Below are 17,204 nucleotides of genomic sequence, written 5' to 3'. Positions count from 1 at the left end.
GGCAAGGACTTACAGGCATTGCGAGTATCGCGCAGATTTCAGCGGTAACCATTGCGGCGAAGTTGGGCAATATTTCGGGTAAGGAGCACAGTTGGAGTCGGCGCTTCCCAGTACAAATCCTCTTACGAAGCCGCCGCACCGTCGATCCAGATCTTGAGACCGAACTTAAGACGCACGTGCGCCTCTTCCCAAGGGAGAACGCCGGCGCCGACCAAAACGGCCAGACCATGGATCTGAGCCCAAAGCGCATGTGCCGCCATCTGCGCTCGGTCTTCTCCGTAGACGCGCGCTACCTGTTTTACGAAAAATTCGGTGTTCCTTGCGCACTGTGGAGTTTGCGAATCCGAATTCTTTAAGTACAGCGCAAAAGCGCGAGGCCGTTCGTGGGCGAAGTGTAGGTACGCCTCAGAGGTGGCGCGAATCGACTCCGTTGGGCCTTTTCGGCCGATCACCTTCTGTATGACTTCAAGCATCTGGAAGCGGACCTCTTCAGCTACGGCAAACTCTAGAGCGGAGAGATTCTCAAAGTATCGGTAGAGAGCATTCGGCGCCAGTTCCAGCTTTCCAGCCACGGATCGAATGGCAAGGTTCTCAAGACCCTCGCTTTCGACCAGTTCCAACGCCGCGGCCAGAATGCTCTTTCGGTCTGTCTTTGCTGGATACGCCATCAATCACACTGTACATCTTGACGCACAGTCAGTCCAGGATGTAGGTTGTACATAACCATGGTGAACGGTGTACACCTTCAGGATCGCTTCCAAATTAACCATGCAGGAGAAATTCATGGCAAAGGTAGTTCTGATCACAGGAGCCAACAAGGGCATCGGCCTTGAGGTAGCACGTCAATTGGGACATGCCGGCTTTACGGTGCTACTAGGAGCGCGCGACGCTTCGCGAGGAGAAGAGGCTGCGAGCAAGCTGCGAGAAGAGGGCCTCGATGTGCGCTTCGTTGCAGCGGACCTCAACAACGCAGGCGGAAGTGCGACAGAGCTTGCCAAGCAAATCGGCGCAGAGTTCGGTCATTTGGATGTGCTGGTGAATAACGCCGGAGTCTTCGAAAAGGGCGATGGGCACGCAAGCGATGTCAGCATCGAAACGCTGCGAAGCACTTTTGAAACGAACTTCTTCGGCACAGTGGCGTTCACACAGCCGCTGTTGCCTCTGCTGCGCGCCGCGGCAAGTGCGCGCATTGTGAATGTGTCGAGCGGACTGGGTTCCATCGCAATCAACAGCGATCCGAATACTCCGTACTACGACGCCAAGGTTCTTGCCTACAACGCCTCGAAGGCAGCGCTCAATATGTTCACTGTCGACTTGGCATACGATCTGCGCGAGACCACTATCAAGGTCAACTCTGCCTGCCCCGGGTTTACCTCGACCGACTTGAACAACCATACCGGACACCAGACGGTAGAAGAGGGAGCCACCGCAATAGTTCGCTTAGCCCAACTGCCGGACGATGGTCCATCCGGTAGCTTCATCCATAAAGACGGTGTCTACTCCTGGTAGATATCGCGTATCGAAAAAATCCAAAGAGAAGGCGGCCATAAGTTAGAAGATATGCGCCGCCTTTCTTTGGTCCTGTAGAGTCGCCAAGTGTCCGGGATTCTGGTTGCCCTTGTCGGCAGCATATTCCGCCCGGATGGGCGTTTACGGATGCCAACTTGGTCTTCGGCGCGCAACTCAAGCAGGATGAGCGCTATGCCCTGGAGCCAACAATCGAAGACCAAGCAGAAACAGACCGGCAGGCAAACGACGAATCACGCTATTGATGCTCAAGCGAGCAGCTTAGCCATGATCACTGCCCCCTATTGGAGATCCCGGATCAGCCCGAGACCTGTTTACGTCTCCGGGTAGGCGCTCTTGCACACCGAGATCACCACTTGCCTCAGCCAGCGCTGTGCAGGGTCGGCGTCCACTCGGGGGTGCCACAACGCAGAAATCAGAATCTCAGGCATGCGGACCGGGATATCGAAGCTACAAAGGCCCAAGGACGCAGCTCGATCTTTCATGAACGCATTGCCCAGGCTTGACCGCGGCACTAACGCTATCAGGTCCGAGTTTGCTGCCACCTGCATGGCATCTGGATATCCGGGCACCACGACTTGAACCGCTCGACTGAGTCCAAGCTCCTCTAAAGCGTCGTCCACTGCCTCGGAGAAATCTCCGAGATGCGAGGACGCAACATGCCTGCAGGCGGCATAGCGTTTGGGGGTTACTTTGCCGCCTGTGACGAGCGGATGCCCTTTGCGGGCAACGCCCATGTATCTATCACGCATGAGAAACTGTCTTCGCATTTCCGGCGCTGTTGTGCCGCGCTTGCTGATCTCCAGGTCAACGGGTCCTTCCCTGAGCGGCATTGGGTCTCCATCCAGTCTGGGCGTGAAGCGAAGGCGAACGCGCGGTGCGGCGTGGGCAATGGCCTCGACCACAGCAGTCGAGAGCATTTCGACGAATCCTCCTCCTGCACGAATCGTGAATGTCAGATCGAGCGAGGAGGTATCCAGATCGGTTGTCGCCGGCTGAAGAACAGCATGAACCTGATCTGTCAGCAGGTGAACACGGTCTCGCAGCGCGATGGCGTGCGGTGTTGGTACAAGTCTGCGCCCGGCCCGCACGAGCAACGGATCGCCAGTCGTTTCTCTCAGCCGAGAAAGCGTACGACTCATTGCCGAGAAACTCAGACCAAGGCGACGCGCCGCTCGCGTTACGCTGCCTTCCCTAAGCAGTGCGTCAAGTGCTGGGAGGAGATTGAGGTCCACATCCTTCATGGATCGAGAATATCGCCTTTACGTTTCATGGCATAGCGTCTACTGCAACTATTGTTTGTACTTTATGCGTCTGGCGCTTCCCTACAGACTTGCCCATAATCGAAGGTAGCGAAGATAAAGGGGAAACGACATGACCTTCAACTCCTCGGAACAATCGGCCGGCGCCATCCTTCTCATTGCTGCATCGCGCGGGCTTGGCCTTGCCATGGCAGAAGAATTCTTGGAGAAGGGATGGAACGTGGTTGGCACCGTTCGAGCGGGATCTGGCCGAACGGAGCTGCACGACCTCGTTGATCAATTTCAAGGACGGCTTGAAATTGAGACCGTGGACATCTGCGAACAATCCCAGGTTGACGCACTACGGCAGCGCTTGTCAGGACGCATCTTCGACATACTTTTTGTGAACGCGGGCATAGGAATTTCTGACAGCATCGCCGATGTCACAACAGATGAGTTCATTCGCATGATGGTCACCAATTCGCTCAGTCCCATGCGGGTCGTCGAATCGCTGCAAGATCTCGTCTCCGCAAACGGCCTGATCGGTGTGATGTCCTCTGGGCAAGGGAGCGTTGCAAACAACGTCACCGGCATGCGCGAGGTTTATCGAGGTAGCAAGGCAGCCTTGAACCAGTTCATGCGCAGCTATACCGCCCGCAACTCCGATACGCAGCGTGCGATGGTCTTGATGGCTCCAGGCTGGGTCCGTACGGATATGGGTGGACCGGATGCACACCTGAGCATTGAAGAAAGCGTTCCAAACCTGGTGAACGTTCTGCTCAAAAAACAAGGCAATGCCGGTCTTGAGTACCTGGATTATCTAGGCCGCACTGTGCCTTGGTAGCACCCACAGTAGCTTGCTGTGTGCGTGAGTGCCACACACTTCGAGGCCCCATCTACAACAGAGCGGTACTATGCGGGAGAGTCGTCAGGCCAGAAGCTTCTAGATTGGTTCCGAGCGGTTCGTAACGGCTCCAATTGACTGATATAAGAGTGAGCAGGGTGCAGTGCGCCGCGAGTTCACAGAGCAAAGGTTAAAACAATGCGAGTATTTGTTACGGGCGCCACCGGCTTTATCGGTTCCTATCTCGTTCCGGAACTCATAAGCGCAGGCCATCACGTGCTAGGACTTAGCCGTTCCGACGCGGGCGCAAAGGCGCTTACCCGTGCCGAGGCGGAGGTCTTTCGCGGAGACGTGAACGACCTGGACCGCCTGCGCACCGCTGCGGACACGGCCGACGGCGTCATTCACGCGGCCTTTAACCACGACTTCTCCAAATTGAAGCAGCACAGCGAGGAAGACCGCAAGGTCATTGAGACGCTCGGCGAGGTGCTGGCCGGTTCAGACCGGCCGCTCGTCATCGCCTCCGGTACAGGCCTCGCCCAATCAAAGACCGGCGGCGCGGTGGTAGAGACCGATGATCACGCGACCTCGGCCGAGTTCGCACGCGCAGCTACCGAGGAGGCGGGTGACGCCCTCTTCGCCAAGGGTGGGCACGTTATCGTGGTGCGGCTTGCGCAGGTGCATGACACGCGCCATCAGGGCCGGATCGCACAGCATATCCTGTTGGCGCGGCAAAAGGGCAGAGTGGCGTATGTCGGCGAGGGCAAGAACCGCTTGCCGGCCGTGCATGTCTCCGACGCCGTCCGGCTTTTTCGGTTGGCGCTCGAGAAGGGCCAAGCAGGCGCGCGCTACCATGCGGTCGCTGAGGAGGGCGTTGCCCTGCGCGAGATATGCGAAGTAATCGGTGCGGGATTGAAGATGCCGGTCGTGTCGCTCTCACCGGAGCAGGCAACGGGGTACTTCGGCCCGTTGGCGCCCCTCGTCCAGATCGATCTTGCGGCATCTAGCGCGCTGACGCGCCAACAACTGGGCTGGAACTTCACCGGGCCGGACCTGCTGACCGACCTGCGCAACATGGACTACAGTGTGGCTTAGGCCCAGCAAAGCTCATTGGGCGTGGCGGATCTCGATGAGTGCATAATCGAGGCACTCATCGAGGATATGCCGGGTGCCCCATCCTTCGCTTTTTCCTAGCGAAGGGTGGGCTGAACGCCGTAAACGAGAGGGGAACGGCCCGCGTGTTTCGGGAACCCTCCAGAATCGATCCTGAAAAACGATAGATTCCTATTGGGACTGCCCCGACGCGACAGTGCTAATTTGTCCCCGGATTTTTAGTCGGGGCAGTTTCGATAGGGATCTATCGTTTACCGTTACCGACCTTCAGGATATTTGCAAGGGAGTCTGCTCAGGGCAACTCCCTTGTGGGTCTGGGGGCTCTTTCTGAAGCATTCCGAAATCCCTCGGATTCCGACCTGTGTCACGCATCTGCGTCCGTGGAAAGAGCAATTTGCTTTTGAGCTTCGAGGGCTGTCAAGCGCTTTGTGAGCGCCTCATGGATCGCGGAATAAGCATCGCTGCCCAGTACGAGACGTTTGGGTGCCTCGGCTAAATCCACGCTGTCGATCACGGCCTGCATCATTTTGACCGGATCTCCCGGAGGAACATAGGTGCCACTTTCAAGAAATTCTCCGGTCTGTCTGGCGGGAGTCCCGGCATAAGCAGACAGCGCTGAGCCGTGCACTAAGCGCCCCGCATTGAAAATCGCTGTGCGTCCACCACCCGGTTCAATCATGGTAGTTTGAATGTTGAACGGAGCAATTTCTTGTGTCGTTGCCTCGAAGAATCCTTCGATGCCCCACTTGCTTGCGTGATAAATCGACATACCCGGAACGCCGATTTGTGCTCCCACACTGGACACCTGAAGAATGCGTCCGCCACCCTGGGTGCGCAGATGAGGCAATGCAGCGCGAACCACCTGGATGGAGCCCATCAGGTTGGTATTGAGTTGGTGGATGATTTGCTCATCCGTTAGCTCCTCGGCGGCTCCGATTAGGGCGTAACCGGCATTGTTCATGATCACATCGATGTGGCCGAAATGCTCGAATGCGGCATCGACCACGTTGCGGATGGCCTGGGTGTCTTCTACGTCGAGCGATGCCAGCCAGAGCTGTTCCCCATACTGTGCCTTGAGACCGTCAAGTTGGTGGAGTTTGCGGGCTGTACCCGCGACTCGATCGCCGCGCTTCAAAAGTAGCTCGGTCGTGACCAGGCCAAAGCCGCTGTTAACTCCTGTGATGAACCATGTTCGTTGTGCCAAAGGTCACACCCTCCCAAGGTGCTGGACTCAAGGTAGGCCTAAAGTCCATAGGCACGGTAGACTGAAGCTCCACAATCCTTGCACGATCCTCTCAATCAGGACGTGCAGACTTTGGCGTTTATAGGGCGTACGGCAGACCAGAAATGGAGAGTTACGGGTGAACATGTTGGGAGAACTACAGGGATTGCTCCAGCGCCATGCCACTGGGCCGCTCATATCGGCACAAATTCCAGGCCTGACCCTGATGCGCGCTGATGCCGTTTCAACTTGCATGGTCGCCGCAGTCTACCCGCCCATGGTCTGCATCATTGCACAGGGCAACAAGCAGGTAACCGTAGGGAATGCCACGCTCAACTATGACGTCGGGAATTATCTGGTCACTTCAGTCGATCTGCCGGTTTCCGGTTGGGTCAAAAGTGCCACACCGAAGCGTCCCTATCTGGCCTTGGGCCTAGAACTCGACCCAAAGCTGCTGGCAACAATTTTGCTGGAGTTGCCGAAAAGCCGAAAGGAGACGGGCCTGAGTCGCGGAATCGCCGTAAGCCCTGGTTCTCCCGAGTTGCTGGAGGCGTTTGTAAGACTCGTTCGCCTGCTCGATTCACCTGCAGATATCGTCCCACTTGCACCTCTCGTCGTACGCGAGATTTACTATCGTCTCCTCACTGGAGAACAGGCCACCATGCTGCGTCAGATCGCATTGCAGGAGAGCCGACTCCTACAGGTGTTACGGGTCATCGGATGGATTCGAAAGAACTATGCCAAGCCGCTGCACATCGCAGCTCTTGCTCGCTTGGCGAGTATGAGCCCCGCATCGCTTCACCGGCAATTCAAAGCTGTGACCGCGATGAGCCCGCTCCAATACCAAAAGCAAGTTCGCCTGCAAGAAGCACAAAACATCATGGTTTCAAAGAGCACAGATGCGGCATCGGCTGGTTATGAGGTGGGTTACGGTTCGCCCTCCCAGTTCAGCCGCGAGTATCACAGGATGTTTGGAACTCCGCCACGGCAGCATATGAACCAGGTGAGATCGCTGGGGCAAACTAGCCTATAGTTGTTTTCCCATCGACGGCTCTCTGTATCACTCCGAAATGTTTTCCAAAACATCGGCGACTTCGTTCACTCGCGGCTCAGCCGCCTTGGGAAGCGATAGAGGAAGTCTCATCGCAGCCGCAAACAAGAGGGCGTGTAAAACGCAAAGAAGAAGAAAGGCCGCGGTAAACGGACCAAGCGCCGTTTCATGAACATGGACTGCCGCCAATCTCCATCCCAGAAACGTCGCGCACAGAGTTGTCAGAGTTGGCCCACCAAGGCGCTGAATGATATTGAGAGCTGTGGTCGCCATGGGCAATTCCTCTCGCTTGACCGAAGCGTATGCGGATGCTATCGACGGCATTCCGACTGCACTCAAGCCCATGCCTCGGATGAAGAGAGCGGACGCGAGTATACCGAGAACCAGTCCGTGGCTTGCCAGATAGAGAAATGGTAGCGTCCCGGCAAATGCCAGAAGCGCGCCACCGGCCGACACTCTGCGAATGCCGAAGCGCTTCGTCAAGGTTCCCAACAGCGGATAGCAGCACATCATTCCGAAGCCGAGAGGCGCCAGTAGCCAGCCGGTGGCGCTCGGAGACAGTCCGCAGGCGCGGATCAAATAGATTGGGATGAGCATCTGGCCGGCAAACGCAATGCCATTTGCCATGAACTGCGTGACAACGGAGGCCGAGAAGACTTTGCCCTTGAATAAGCGAAGGTCGATCAGGGCTCTGTCTCCTTTTTTTGCAGAGGTCGAGAAAAATGTTGCCAGTAGAACAATAGAGACAATGAGAGTCCCAAGACCTGCACGATCGCCCAGATGATCCGCCCCGTAGAGGAAGAGCACAAGACCGGGAGACAACAGGGCTAGACCGACCATGTCGAGGTCGCGTGGCCTCAGATCTGCACGATCTTTGGGCAGGATGAAAACAGCCAGCACGACTGCCAGTACTCCGACCGGAAGATTGACCAGAAAGAGCCAGCGCCAGGAAGCATATTGCAGAATCGCTCCGGCGATCACCGGACCGAGGATCGGCGCGAAGAGAACCGGCACAGCGGCATAGCCCATCACGCGCACCATGTGCTTTCCCGCATGGCGCGCCATCATCATCTGCGCCATCGGAGCCAGCAATCCTCCGCTCATCCCTTGCAGCACACGGAACCCGATAAGCGAGTTAGCCGACCAGGAAAATGCGCACAGGGCCGATGAAAGCGTAAATGCCGAGAAACACCACAAATAAACGGCCTTGGCCCCGATGCGGTCCACCAGCCAGCCATTCAACGGAAGCATCAGCGTCAGCGCCAAAAGATAACCGCTCGTCACCCACTGAATTGCCGCAAGGCTGCTGTGCAGTTCCACGGCGAGGGTCGAGAGGGACACATTCACGACCGTCGCATCGAGTTGAGCAAGAAAGGAGCCGAGCACGACGACGGATGAGATCTTCCAAATAACCGGATCGAGCCGATCACTCGCGCTGGACGGACCTGACGCAATGTCTGTCACCGCGCCCCTCGAACATCTCCGGGAGAATTGCCGCCGTGGAACTGACCGAAGTGACGCGCCGAGAACAAGCTGATGAGGAGTGCGCCGACCGCAAGAGCAAGAACGTCACTTATCGATCTGAGATCGAAGTTGCCAACGCACACCACTAGAAGGTAGCCGACGACGGCGTTGAGGAAGCCCCACAGAACGTTCACCGTAGACGAGGAAAGCCCTTTGCCGGAAGGTTTTGCGAACGGAGATTGAAATGGTTCTCCCATAATGCCGCTGACGAAGTGCGGAATGGCGTTGGCCAGGAACATGCCTCCAAAGAAGTAGGACACCAGATGTAGCCAGTTCATTGTTAGGCGCTCCCTTTAGCGAGTAAATCAAGCACGTCCTGCGTAGAACCGGTCTCGCCCAGGCGAGGAAAGACATGCTTGAGACTGTATTCGTGCGCTTCAGCCCGCACATCCGTCACGGCGTCGGTGGCGAGCGTCACATTGAACCCCGCTTCGTACGCCTGGCGAGCCGTCGCTTCCACACCCGTACCAGTGGCTACGCCCGTGAGAACAACCTGCGTCACACCCCTTGCTTTCAGTTGAGCTTCCAGATCGGTGTTCGCAAAAGCGCCCCAGGTGCGTTTGGTGATGAGGATGTCGTCGGGTTGCGGATGCAGTTCGGGAATCAGTTCGCTGAAGTTGGCGGGAAACTCCCGGTGCCGTCGAGGCTCCTCTGTCCTTCCCGGAGCGGCCCCCGCAACATTAGCCAGAATCACGGGCAGCTTCTGCTTGCGAAAAGCCTCAATAAGCTGACAGGAGTGGTCTATGACACCGGCAATGGGATGGAGAGACGGTGTGTCCCGAAGGCCCCTCTGAAGATCCACTACGATCAGCGCAGTTTGAGGGTCAAGGATGGTGAGTGGCAAGAGATCCTCCTTTGAAAGCCGTGCCAGATAAACCCGGTTCGCGGCAGTCAGTTCAGTCTTCAGTGAGTCGTGCAAGCAGGTGTATGGCTGAAGACACCTGCTTCTGTTCTTGTGGAGAGAGTTTCTTCTGGATGGCTTGCGTCAGCCAGTCTTGACGAGCGGCACGTCCGTCCTCGATCCACTTCTTGCAAGCTTTTGTCAGGGAAATGAGCGTTTTTCGCCCGTCGTTCGGGTCGGCGGCTCCCGCCACAAACCCCGTTTCTTCCAACGGAAAGATAACCGCGCTCATCGACTGAGGACGCATCCCCTCTGCCCTGGCAAGGCTCGACACCGTCGCCGGACCGTCCTTTTCCAATCGCAGAATCACTGCGATCTGAGAAGAGGTGAAATCGTTCTGTTCCCCCTGCTGTCGAAGCTTCCGCTTGAGATTTCCGAATGTAGTACGCAACTCTGCTGCCAGCGTGGATGCAAATGCCGCGTCCTTGCTCAGTGTCGTTCTGGCCATACCAAGAGAGTAATCTAATCGACAGTTTTCTGTAAAGTTTACCTGTTGAATTTCAACTGTGTGATTGTGGTCGGACCTGCTCGTGGCGGCGATCATCCGGGGTCCGCTCGCCGGTTCGCTGGCGATCGGCAACGGGGCGCTGCGGAAGGTCATGCGCGTCGCCCGGATTCGTCACACACCGCCTCGCGCTGTGCGCTCCACGGAGCGTGCGCGTGAGCGGTAAACCGGCTGGATACAGTGGCTCCAGTCAAAATTTGGCTTCATAGGTCCTGTCAAAGAGGCGAAGCCAGCTAAAGAGGCTGTCAGTGAGCAAGCGGCGAAACAACTCTTTGAAAAGCTGGCGTAACTTTCAGACGTTTGCTATGAGGTGTGAAATCATTTACTAGAAGCGCTGAGATGCTCATGAAAACGGCAACGCGAACACCAACCAACACTCGAGTATCTTGCCTCGCGCCAGAAAAGGGGAAGTGTCAATAGGGTAGTCAGGAGGGTAGTCAGGAGTTTGCTAGCTGGTTAATATCTTTGACTTCCAGAATCTGCTTCGGGTAGCCACGCAGAATGCACTTGATCATTGCGAGGCCAAGTTCCTGCATGGTGCTGACGTAGTTGGGAAATAGCTTGTCGAGAACGGGGTAGAGCAAGGTGATGAGCTTGTAATAGCCCTTCACGTTGCGCTGCATCGGAAAAGGCTTCATGAAGCCGGGGCGGAAGCTGTAGACGTGCTGAAAAGGCAAGCGCATTAAGGAGCCTCTGCACAACCCACGATTTTGCGGTGTAATTACAATGCAATGGGTTCGGAAGCAGTTATAGCCAGAATTGCGGGTTCAGTTGCATCCAGGCGCGGGCTCTACGTGGTTGTTTTTTGTCTCTGGAGGCCGTTTTCCGGCATCCAGAGACACTACGCCCCCAGCGCGACCAGCCGTTTGCGATTTTGGTAAAGGTTAACCAGGGCAAAGGCCGCGCAAAGCCACTCGTGGTTCTTCCTTAAGCCACGATAGCGCACCTTGGTAAATCCAAAAACGCGCTTCAGAATGCGGAAGCACCACTCCACCTTCGATCTAACTCTGGCCTTGGTCGTATTTTTGCGCTTGGCTTCTTCGTCTACATAATTTTTGAACTTGGTGCGGCGGCTGGTCATATCTTGCGCCCCGGGCGCGGCCGCATGAATTGCCTCGGTTTGTCCTTGATAGTCTGCGTCTCCCCAGACTTTCTTCTCTGCGCCGTGCAGTAAGTCAGGCAGCATATGTTTGTCCGCCACGCTGGCCGCAGAGGTGCCGACTGAGTGCACAATGCCCGACTTGCTATCAACGCCAAGGTGCGCTTTCGCGCCGAAGTACCATTGCTGTCCCTTCCTGGTCTGGTGCATCTGAGGATCGCGCTTGCCGGTCGAGTTCTTCGTCGAACTCGGAGCGTTGATAATCGTTGCATCCACGATGGTTCCCGTGCCGATGCGAATGCCCCGGCTGGCTAGAAAGTGGTTCACCGTATCGAGTATCTGGCCGCATAACTCATGTTCTTCGAGCAGGTGGCGGAAGCGCAGAATGGTGCTTTCATCGGGCGCGGAGGCACGGCCCAGATCAACTCCGGCGAAGCGCCGCAACGCGGGCGAATCATAGAAAGCTTCTTCCATTCCGGGGTCTGAAAAACCAAACCACTGCTGCAAGAAGTACGTGCGGAGCATGATCGACAAGCCTGCTGGTTGGCGGCCGTTGCCAGCCTTGGGATAATGAGGCTCAACCAGCGCCAATAACTCCGCCCACGGCACCACTTGCTCCATCTGATCCAGAAAAAGCTCCCGCTTGCCCTTGCGACCATACTGCTCAAAACTCGCTTGTGACGCCAGTGTTCGTTGCCGCATCGCCCTTGCCCTCTACTTATCATTTTATCCAAGCAGAATGCAGTATTGGGACTTGTGCAGAGTCTCCCTAGGTCGTTTTCGGTGCGGCCTTTAACACGAGCCCACATAACACGACCCTTTTCGGTGCTATCGGCCAGGTAACCGGAAACGTAAATAAAGATCATTTGAGGATTGAGGGCGACGAGCGCCTCGGCGAAGTGCATGGTGATGTCGTGAGTGATATGAGTGTAGTCAGCCTCGTTCATGCCAGCGGAGCTGATGCCCGCGCAGTAGAGGCAGGCATCGTAGCCGGTAAGCTGGGCAGTGACGTTCTCGATGTGCATGAAGTCGGGGACAAGAAGTTCTTTAAGCCTCGGGTGGACCAAGGTGGAGGGCCTGCGGCTGACCATAAGAATCTGACCAACGGCAGGGTGTTCGATTGCTTCCAAAAGCACACCTTCGCCGACTAAGCCGGTGGCTCCGGTGAGGATGAGCTTGAGGGGGGCGGTTTCGTTGAGCATGGACGGCTCCTGTTTGCATCGTAACCCGTTGGACGGGTCGGTGTTCAGAGAGTGCGGAGAGACACCCGGTTGGAAGCCATGCCTGGATTGCTCCACTTTTGAACCGTTGAGATCTGGGTCATTTTCGTACGATCAGAAGGCTTTATTCTGCGGCTGAGCCGCGCACCGATCGAGCAAGCTGTCCCTGAAAACTCGAGGACGGCTATGCAAGAGAAATGGTAACGGTAGGTCGCCCAGTGTCCCGGTTTCTACCTACTGCCGACGGCTATCGATTCGCGGCCGGAAGGGCGTTTGCGGGGACAAATCCAGAATTAAATGGCGCAAGGGCAGATCGCATATTCCTTCCTTGCGCCTCTCTCGCCTATAGCGAAACCTTAGTCGATGTATCCCGAAGGCACGACACTCAAGTCGACGCGACCAACAGGGAGCGGCGACCCTGAACAAGAGCTAATCAGGCCACAAGAACTCTGGTTTCGCTCTAGTGTCATGAGTCATTAATTAATTAAACATATAACAGCGAGCGGCGTCTAACATGACAGGAGCGAGGTCATGAGAAGAGGACGCCGATTGCCGGAGTTGAAACTGAGCGAAGAGCAGCGCTCGACGTTGCAGGGCTGGATGCGGAGAAGGAAGACCGCTCAGGCTCTTTCGATGCGTGCGCGGATTGTATTGCGTGCCTCCGAGGGACTGACCGCTACGGCCATCGCTTCAGAAACGCATGCGTGTATTCAAACGGTCAGTAAATGGTGGCGCAGGTTTGATGAACAGGGATTGGACGGTTTGCTTGACGAGCCGCGTCCCGGCCAGCCACGCAAGCTGAGCGACGCACAGATCGAACAGGTGATCGTGCGTACGCTGGAGAGCAAGCCGCCCGCCGCCACCCATTGGTCAACGCGTACCATGGCAGAAGCCTCGGGCATCAACCAAACCGCCATCAGCCGCATCTGGCGCGCTTTTTCGCTCGCCCCGCATCGCTCCGAGACGTTCAAGTTATCCAAAGATCCGTTGTTTATCGACAAGGTTCGCGACATCGTGGGACTTTACATGAACCCTCCGGAGCGCGCGCTGCTCTTATGCGTGGATGAAAAGAGCCAGATACAAGCTCTGGATAGAACCGCGCCCCTGTTGCTCATGCGTCCGGGGCAGATTGAACGCCGCACACACGACTATGCGCGGCACGGAACCACGAGTTTATTTGCCGCGCTGGACACCAGGACCGGTAATATCATCGGCCAGAACCAGCAACGCCATCGTAGCGTGGAGTTTCGCAACTTCCTCGACACCATCGAGAAGAACGTGCCCGAAGAACTGGACATTCACCTCATCATGGACAACTACGGAACGCACAAGACAAAGCTGATTCAGGACTGGCTGGCCAAACGCCCCCGCTTCCATGTCCACTTCACGCCCACCTCTGCTTCATGGCTGAACCTGGTGGAACGCTGGTTCGCCCTGCTCACCGAACGTCAACTTCGACGCGGCGTTCATCGCTCAACCAAAGAACTGAAAGCGGCCATCAACGACTTTATTGAAGACCACAACCGCGCCCCAAAACCCTTCATCTGGCACAAAACCGCCGACCAGATCCTCGATTCAGTCGCTCGATATTGTAAGCGAATTAATGACTCAGGACACTAGCGTGAACGAAACAGCTTGCCATGGGAACGGGAGAGATTATTTGCGCCTGAATCGAAACTCTGTCCCGATCGCCGCGATAGCATCACTGTCCAGTACCTGTGACGCACGCGCAAAGACGATGGTCTCTTCAACGTGGATATGGTCAGAGTAAAGCTGCTTTAGCCGCTCGGTCTCAGACTGCAATTGAAGCGCATCTGTTGGTGTTAATTCGCCAGCGGCAATCCAAGTCGAGTACAACCGCTCAACCGATCTGTGCAGGTCGTTTGCCTCGCGATGGTCGCTCTCCAGTCTGTCAATCTCGGCAAGGGAGCCAGCGTCGGATTTACGTAGGCGCGGAAATAGCGATTCTTCTTCATCCGCCGTGTGGCGTTGTCCGCCCGTACGGAAGTATTGCAACGCAGCTTTCACTGCATCGCGCTCTTCGCTGGTGAGGCCTCGGCCCTGAGCACGGCCAGCCACCGCGCAGAGAATGCCAAGAAAGCTCTCAATCCTCCTATGGCAGTCCTTGAGCATGCCGATTGGATCGTCGAACCCACTGTCCGGTTTTGCACCAATTTGTACGGCCAAGTCATTTCTCCTTCACTCGCTTGATTCGATTGTCGCCGATATTCAGATTTCATGCGCCTTGAAGCACGTGCAGCGTTGTCGCTTTCTTTACCCGCTGAGCAGGTTGGATATAGCCCTTGGGGACGTAGGAACAGCATGGTTCTTCAGCAAACGGGTTTCCTGTCAGTGCGTAGGCACGAGACCGCGACCCGCCGCAGATCGCTTTGAACTCACAGGCGCCGCATTTGCCTTCGAGCTTCGACGTGTTCCGCAGATCCTGAAACAAAGGTGATTCGCGATAGATGAGATCGAGATCCTGCTGGCGGATACTGCCGGCGGAGAGGGGCATAAAGCCGCTGGGAAAGACCTCTCCTCTATGAGAGATAAAGACGAAGCCTTTACCGTCATTGAGACCACGTGGTGCGCGACCGATCGCATCGGCCGCTTTCTCCTGCGCCTCGACGACAGCTGTTCCATCTCGGCGTTCGGCGACTCGCTGCTGTAGAAGGAAGCGTCGGTAATGTTGCGCTTCGGTAGTCTTGATGTCGAACCCCGCCGTTTTTGACAGGCTGTAGATCTTCCCAAAGAGCGCTTCAAACTCGTCCGCATTGAGCAGATCGTTCAGTTTGCCGCGCCCGGTCGGGACCAGGAAGAAGACGCTCCAAAGGGTGATGCTAAGGCTCTTCATGAGGGCGACGATGGCATCGATCTCCGCAATGTTTCTGCGGCTGAAGGTCGTGTTGATCTGAACCGGAAGCCCAACCTCGTTAGCCCAACGCACGGCGTTGAGTGTCCGCGCAAAGGAGCCGCTCAGCCCCCGGAACGCATCGTGCGTCGCGGCGCTCGCACCATCCATGCTGACGGCAAGTCGCGCCAGTCCCGCCTCCTTGAGCCGGACAACAATATCTCTTGTCAGCAGGGGCGTGGCACTGGGCGTTAGAGATACGCGCACCCCGACCGAGCGCGAGTGGGCGATCAACTCAAACAAATCCGGCCGCTTGATGGGATCGCCCCCCGTGAGCACAAAGACCGGAACCTTCATCGCGGCAATTTGATCGATAAGTTGCGTGCCCTCATCCGTGCTGAGTTCCAGCGGGTCGCGATCCGGTTGCGCGGAGGCGCGGCAATGCACGCACGCGAGGTCACAGGCCTGCGTTACTTCCCAGATGGCAATGAATGGGCGCTCATCAAAATCGGTCGTGTTGATCTGCGGGTTCATGCACCTATGGAACCGCAATAGAAGCACCCGATGCAGTGACTTTAGTCGCGCTGCTACAATCTCCGAGTGACCGCTGAACGCATCGACCTGGTCGGAGTCCTCGGGAAAACCGCGTTGCTCTCGGGCCTTTCGCAGCCCGAGTTGCAGACGCTCGCCTCTCGCACCGTGCGCAAGCTCTTCAGCACAGGGGAACTGCTCTTTTCTGAAGGAGAACCCTGCCATGGCTTGCACATCATTGCACGGGGCAAGGTCCGTATCTTCAAGACTTCCGTGAACGGCCGGGAGCAGGTTCTGGCAGTGAACACGCCGGGAGAATCCGTCGCCGAAGTGCCCGTTTTCGATGGAGGGCCATTCCCGGCTTCCGCGGTCGCTATTGAAGACACAGAGATTGCGTACATTTCGCGGCGCGATTTTCAGGCTTATTGTATGGAACATCCCGAGGTCGCGCTCAAGGTGCTCCAGGTTGTGGGCGCCCGGCTGCGGCGGCTGGTGGGAATCATCGAGGAGTTGTCTTTCACCACGATCCGACAGCGTTTGATTGCTGCGTTGGTGAAGCTTGCGCAGAGCGAAGGCACGAAGACTGCGCGCGGCATCGAGTTTCAGCTGCCTGCGACCCACCAGGAATTAGCCAATCAGCTCGGTACCGTTCGGGAGTTGATCTCCAGAAACCTCATGCGACTTCAGGCTGAAGGTCTGTTGGATGTGGATGCACGGCAGATTGTGGTCAAGGATATGAAGGGCCTGAGCGCACTGCTCGAAGCAACATCGTGACCTGCGAGTGACATAAGTTACTGCTGATGGATAAGACGCTCTCTACAGTTGCAGGTGGAGAGTGCATCATGTCCACCTCAACACAGTCCATCCGCGAAATCGTCCAAACCCAGCCATCGGCCGCCAGAGTCTTTGAGCGCTTTGAAATTGATCTGTGCACGCAGGCGGAGAAGTCTCTCGACAAAGCGTGTGCGGAGTTGCAGCTCTCCGTCGACCAGGTGCTCGAAAAGCTGGCAAATGCGGATGCGCAGGAGCATGGCAACTCATTCGCAAATCCCGAGACGCTTTCGATGGAGCGACTGATCCAGCATATCGTTCGTGTCCATCATCAGTGCGTTCGCCAGGAACTGCCACGACTCGCCGAGATGGCGCAGAGACTGGCAGACAAGCGCGGTGATCGGGCTCCCGAACTGAAGAAGGTCGCGCAGTTGATCGACGAGTTGCGTACCGATATGTTCGCCCACATCCAGAAAGAAGAGAACGTCTTGTTCCCGTTCATCGCTCAGATGGATCAGGAGGCGATTGTCGCCTATCCGCCGGCCCACGCATGCTTTCGCTCGGTATCGCATCCCATTTTCATGATGGAGCAGGAGCATGAGTTGGCCAATCGAATCATGGCTGAACTTCATTCTCTTACCGAGGGCTTTGTAACACCGGAGTGGGCGTGCGCCACGCACATCGCGTTCTTTGCGGGCCTGAGCGAATTTGAAGCCGACCTCAAGCAGCATGTGCATTTGGAAAACGATGTACTCTTTCCGCATGCAATGAAGCTGGAAGCCGAGTTGAACAGCCGAGGGTGAT

At 56.5% G+C, this 17,204-nt stretch carries 19 protein-coding genes; 8 read left to right on the top strand and 11 right to left on the bottom strand.

The genetic code is table 11. The annotated features are described in order from the left end of the window. Positions 1-122: 122 nt before the first annotated feature. Positions 123-668 carry a TetR/AcrR family transcriptional regulator gene (locus ACOBR2_RS01025; protein WP_420238224.1) on the bottom strand — a complete coding sequence of 182 codons (546 nt, stop codon included), beginning with the start codon at positions 666-668 and terminating at the stop codon, positions 123-125. A 115-nt stretch (positions 669-783) separates the two neighbouring features. On the opposite strand from ACOBR2_RS01025, the gene ACOBR2_RS01020 reads away from it, so the two are divergent. Beyond that, positions 784-1,509 carry an SDR family oxidoreductase gene (locus ACOBR2_RS01020; RefSeq protein ID WP_420238223.1) on the top strand — a complete coding sequence of 242 codons (726 nt, stop codon included), beginning with the start codon at positions 784-786 and terminating at the stop codon, positions 1,507-1,509. Between the two features lie 332 nt (positions 1,510-1,841). Here the strand turns inward: ACOBR2_RS01020 and ACOBR2_RS01015 are convergent, their stop codons facing one another. Then, positions 1,842-2,771 (bottom strand): LysR family transcriptional regulator, encoded by a 930-nt coding sequence (locus tag ACOBR2_RS01015; RefSeq protein WP_420238222.1) that lies wholly within the window; start codon positions 2,769-2,771, stop codon positions 1,842-1,844. Between the two features lie 130 nt (positions 2,772-2,901). Here ACOBR2_RS01015 and ACOBR2_RS01010 point away from each other — a divergent pair, with 130 nt between their 5' ends. Further along, complete coding sequence (locus ACOBR2_RS01010) at positions 2,902-3,612, top strand: SDR family NAD(P)-dependent oxidoreductase (protein WP_420238221.1); 711 nt, start codon at positions 2,902-2,904, stop codon at positions 3,610-3,612. A 198-nt stretch (positions 3,613-3,810) separates the two neighbouring features. Continuing rightward, entirely contained in the window at positions 3,811-4,707 is an 897-nt protein-coding gene (locus ACOBR2_RS01005) for an SDR family oxidoreductase (RefSeq protein WP_420238220.1), read from the top strand. A gap of 382 nt (positions 4,708-5,089) precedes the next feature. Here the strand turns inward: ACOBR2_RS01005 and ACOBR2_RS01000 are convergent, their stop codons facing one another. Further along, positions 5,090-5,929 carry an SDR family oxidoreductase gene (locus ACOBR2_RS01000; RefSeq protein ID WP_420238219.1) on the bottom strand — a complete coding sequence of 280 codons (840 nt, stop codon included), beginning with the start codon at positions 5,927-5,929 and terminating at the stop codon, positions 5,090-5,092. A 163-nt stretch (positions 5,930-6,092) separates the two neighbouring features. On the opposite strand from ACOBR2_RS01000, the gene ACOBR2_RS00995 reads away from it, so the two are divergent. After that, entirely contained in the window at positions 6,093-6,980 is an 888-nt protein-coding gene (locus ACOBR2_RS00995; RefSeq protein WP_420238218.1) for an AraC family transcriptional regulator N-terminal domain-containing protein, read from the top strand. A gap of 27 nt (positions 6,981-7,007) precedes the next feature. On the opposite strand, the gene ACOBR2_RS00990 is transcribed toward ACOBR2_RS00995, so the two are convergent. The 6 genes from ACOBR2_RS00990 to ACOBR2_RS00965 all read right to left on the bottom strand — a co-directional run bounded on the left by ACOBR2_RS00990 (position 7,008) and on the right by ACOBR2_RS00965 (position 11,729). Continuing rightward, positions 7,008-8,462, bottom strand: coding sequence for a DHA2 family efflux MFS transporter permease subunit (locus ACOBR2_RS00990; protein WP_420238217.1), 1,455 nt, complete (start codon positions 8,460-8,462; stop codon positions 7,008-7,010). After that, on the bottom strand, positions 8,459-8,800 hold the full coding sequence (locus tag ACOBR2_RS00985; protein WP_420238216.1) for a hypothetical protein: 342 nt from the start codon (positions 8,798-8,800) through the stop codon (positions 8,459-8,461). Before ACOBR2_RS00985 ends, ACOBR2_RS00990 begins: the two co-directional genes overlap by 4 nt. A 2-nt stretch (positions 8,801-8,802) precedes the next feature. Further along, entirely contained in the window at positions 8,803-9,366 is a 564-nt protein-coding gene (locus ACOBR2_RS00980; protein WP_420238215.1) for a cysteine hydrolase family protein, read from the bottom strand. Between the two features lie 52 nt (positions 9,367-9,418). Continuing rightward, positions 9,419-9,871, bottom strand: coding sequence for a MarR family winged helix-turn-helix transcriptional regulator (locus ACOBR2_RS00975; RefSeq protein WP_420238214.1), 453 nt, complete (start codon positions 9,869-9,871; stop codon positions 9,419-9,421). Between the two features lie 494 nt (positions 9,872-10,365). After that, entirely contained in the window at positions 10,366-10,611 is a 246-nt protein-coding gene (locus ACOBR2_RS00970; protein ID WP_420238213.1) for a hypothetical protein, read from the bottom strand. 158 nt (positions 10,612-10,769) lie between these two features. After that, positions 10,770-11,729 carry an IS5 family transposase gene (locus tag ACOBR2_RS00965; protein WP_420238031.1) on the bottom strand — a complete coding sequence of 320 codons (960 nt, stop codon included), beginning with the start codon at positions 11,727-11,729 and terminating at the stop codon, positions 10,770-10,772. 212 nt (positions 11,730-11,941) lie between these two features. Between ACOBR2_RS00965 and ACOBR2_RS00960 the strand changes: the two genes are divergently transcribed. After that, positions 11,942-12,178: a hypothetical protein gene (locus ACOBR2_RS00960; RefSeq protein WP_420238212.1), complete on the top strand. Its 237-nt coding sequence runs from the start codon at positions 11,942-11,944 to the stop codon at positions 12,176-12,178. 600 nt (positions 12,179-12,778) lie between these two features. Then, on the top strand, positions 12,779-13,867 hold the full coding sequence (locus ACOBR2_RS00955; protein ID WP_420238211.1) for an IS630 family transposase: 1,089 nt from the start codon (positions 12,779-12,781) through the stop codon (positions 13,865-13,867). A 36-nt stretch (positions 13,868-13,903) separates the two neighbouring features. On the opposite strand, the gene ACOBR2_RS00950 is transcribed toward ACOBR2_RS00955, so the two are convergent. Beyond that, positions 13,904-14,434 carry a hemerythrin domain-containing protein gene (locus ACOBR2_RS00950; protein ID WP_420238210.1) on the bottom strand — a complete coding sequence of 177 codons (531 nt, stop codon included), beginning with the start codon at positions 14,432-14,434 and terminating at the stop codon, positions 13,904-13,906. Between the two features lie 49 nt (positions 14,435-14,483). Further along, positions 14,484-15,632, bottom strand: coding sequence for a TIGR04053 family radical SAM/SPASM domain-containing protein (locus ACOBR2_RS00945; RefSeq protein ID WP_420238209.1), 1,149 nt, complete (start codon positions 15,630-15,632; stop codon positions 14,484-14,486). 66 nt (positions 15,633-15,698) lie between these two features. On the opposite strand from ACOBR2_RS00945, the gene ACOBR2_RS00940 reads away from it, so the two are divergent. Continuing rightward, positions 15,699-16,403 (top strand): Crp/Fnr family transcriptional regulator, encoded by a 705-nt coding sequence (locus tag ACOBR2_RS00940; protein ID WP_420238208.1) that lies wholly within the window; start codon positions 15,699-15,701, stop codon positions 16,401-16,403. Positions 16,404-16,471: 68 nt separating this feature from the next. Continuing rightward, positions 16,472-17,203 (top strand): DUF542 domain-containing protein, encoded by a 732-nt coding sequence (locus ACOBR2_RS00935; RefSeq protein WP_420238207.1) that lies wholly within the window; start codon positions 16,472-16,474, stop codon positions 17,201-17,203. The last annotated feature ends 1 nt before the right edge of the window (position 17,204 follow it).

Origin of the sequence: Telmatobacter bradus, assembly GCF_048629425.1 — a bacterium.
In the GTDB taxonomy this organism is placed as follows: Bacteria; Acidobacteriota; Terriglobia; order Terriglobales; family Acidobacteriaceae; genus Telmatobacter; species Telmatobacter bradus.
The sequence above is the reverse complement of the archived record's forward strand: the minus strand, read 5'-3'. Positions and strand labels throughout refer to the sequence as shown.

Coding starts and splice junctions, on each gene's coding strand:
- ACOBR2_RS01025 (WP_420238224.1), bottom strand. CDS start 668: ATGGCGTATCCAGCAAAGACAGACCGAAAGAGCATTCTGGCCGCGGCG.
- ACOBR2_RS01020 (WP_420238223.1), top strand. CDS start 784: ATGGCAAAGGTAGTTCTGATCACAGGAGCCAACAAGGGCATCGGCCTT.
- ACOBR2_RS00995 (WP_420238218.1), top strand. CDS start 6,093: ATGTTGGGAGAACTACAGGGATTGCTCCAGCGCCATGCCACTGGGCCG.
- ACOBR2_RS00935 (WP_420238207.1), top strand. CDS start 16,472: ATGTCCACCTCAACACAGTCCATCCGCGAAATCGTCCAAACCCAGCCA.
- ACOBR2_RS00985 (WP_420238216.1), bottom strand. CDS start 8,800: ATGAACTGGCTACATCTGGTGTCCTACTTCTTTGGAGGCATGTTCCTG.
- ACOBR2_RS01005 (WP_420238220.1), top strand. CDS start 3,811: ATGCGAGTATTTGTTACGGGCGCCACCGGCTTTATCGGTTCCTATCTC.
- ACOBR2_RS00965 (WP_420238031.1), bottom strand. CDS start 11,729: ATGCGGCAACGAACACTGGCGTCACAAGCGAGTTTTGAGCAGTATGGT.
- ACOBR2_RS00945 (WP_420238209.1), bottom strand. CDS start 15,632: ATGAACCCGCAGATCAACACGACCGATTTTGATGAGCGCCCATTCATT.
- ACOBR2_RS00955 (WP_420238211.1), top strand. CDS start 12,779: ATGAGAAGAGGACGCCGATTGCCGGAGTTGAAACTGAGCGAAGAGCAG.
- ACOBR2_RS00975 (WP_420238214.1), bottom strand. CDS start 9,871: ATGGCCAGAACGACACTGAGCAAGGACGCGGCATTTGCATCCACGCTG.
- ACOBR2_RS00970 (WP_420238213.1), bottom strand. CDS start 10,611: ATGCGCTTGCCTTTTCAGCACGTCTACAGCTTCCGCCCCGGCTTCATG.
- ACOBR2_RS01010 (WP_420238221.1), top strand. CDS start 2,902: ATGACCTTCAACTCCTCGGAACAATCGGCCGGCGCCATCCTTCTCATT.
- ACOBR2_RS01015 (WP_420238222.1), bottom strand. CDS start 2,771: ATGAAGGATGTGGACCTCAATCTCCTCCCAGCACTTGACGCACTGCTT.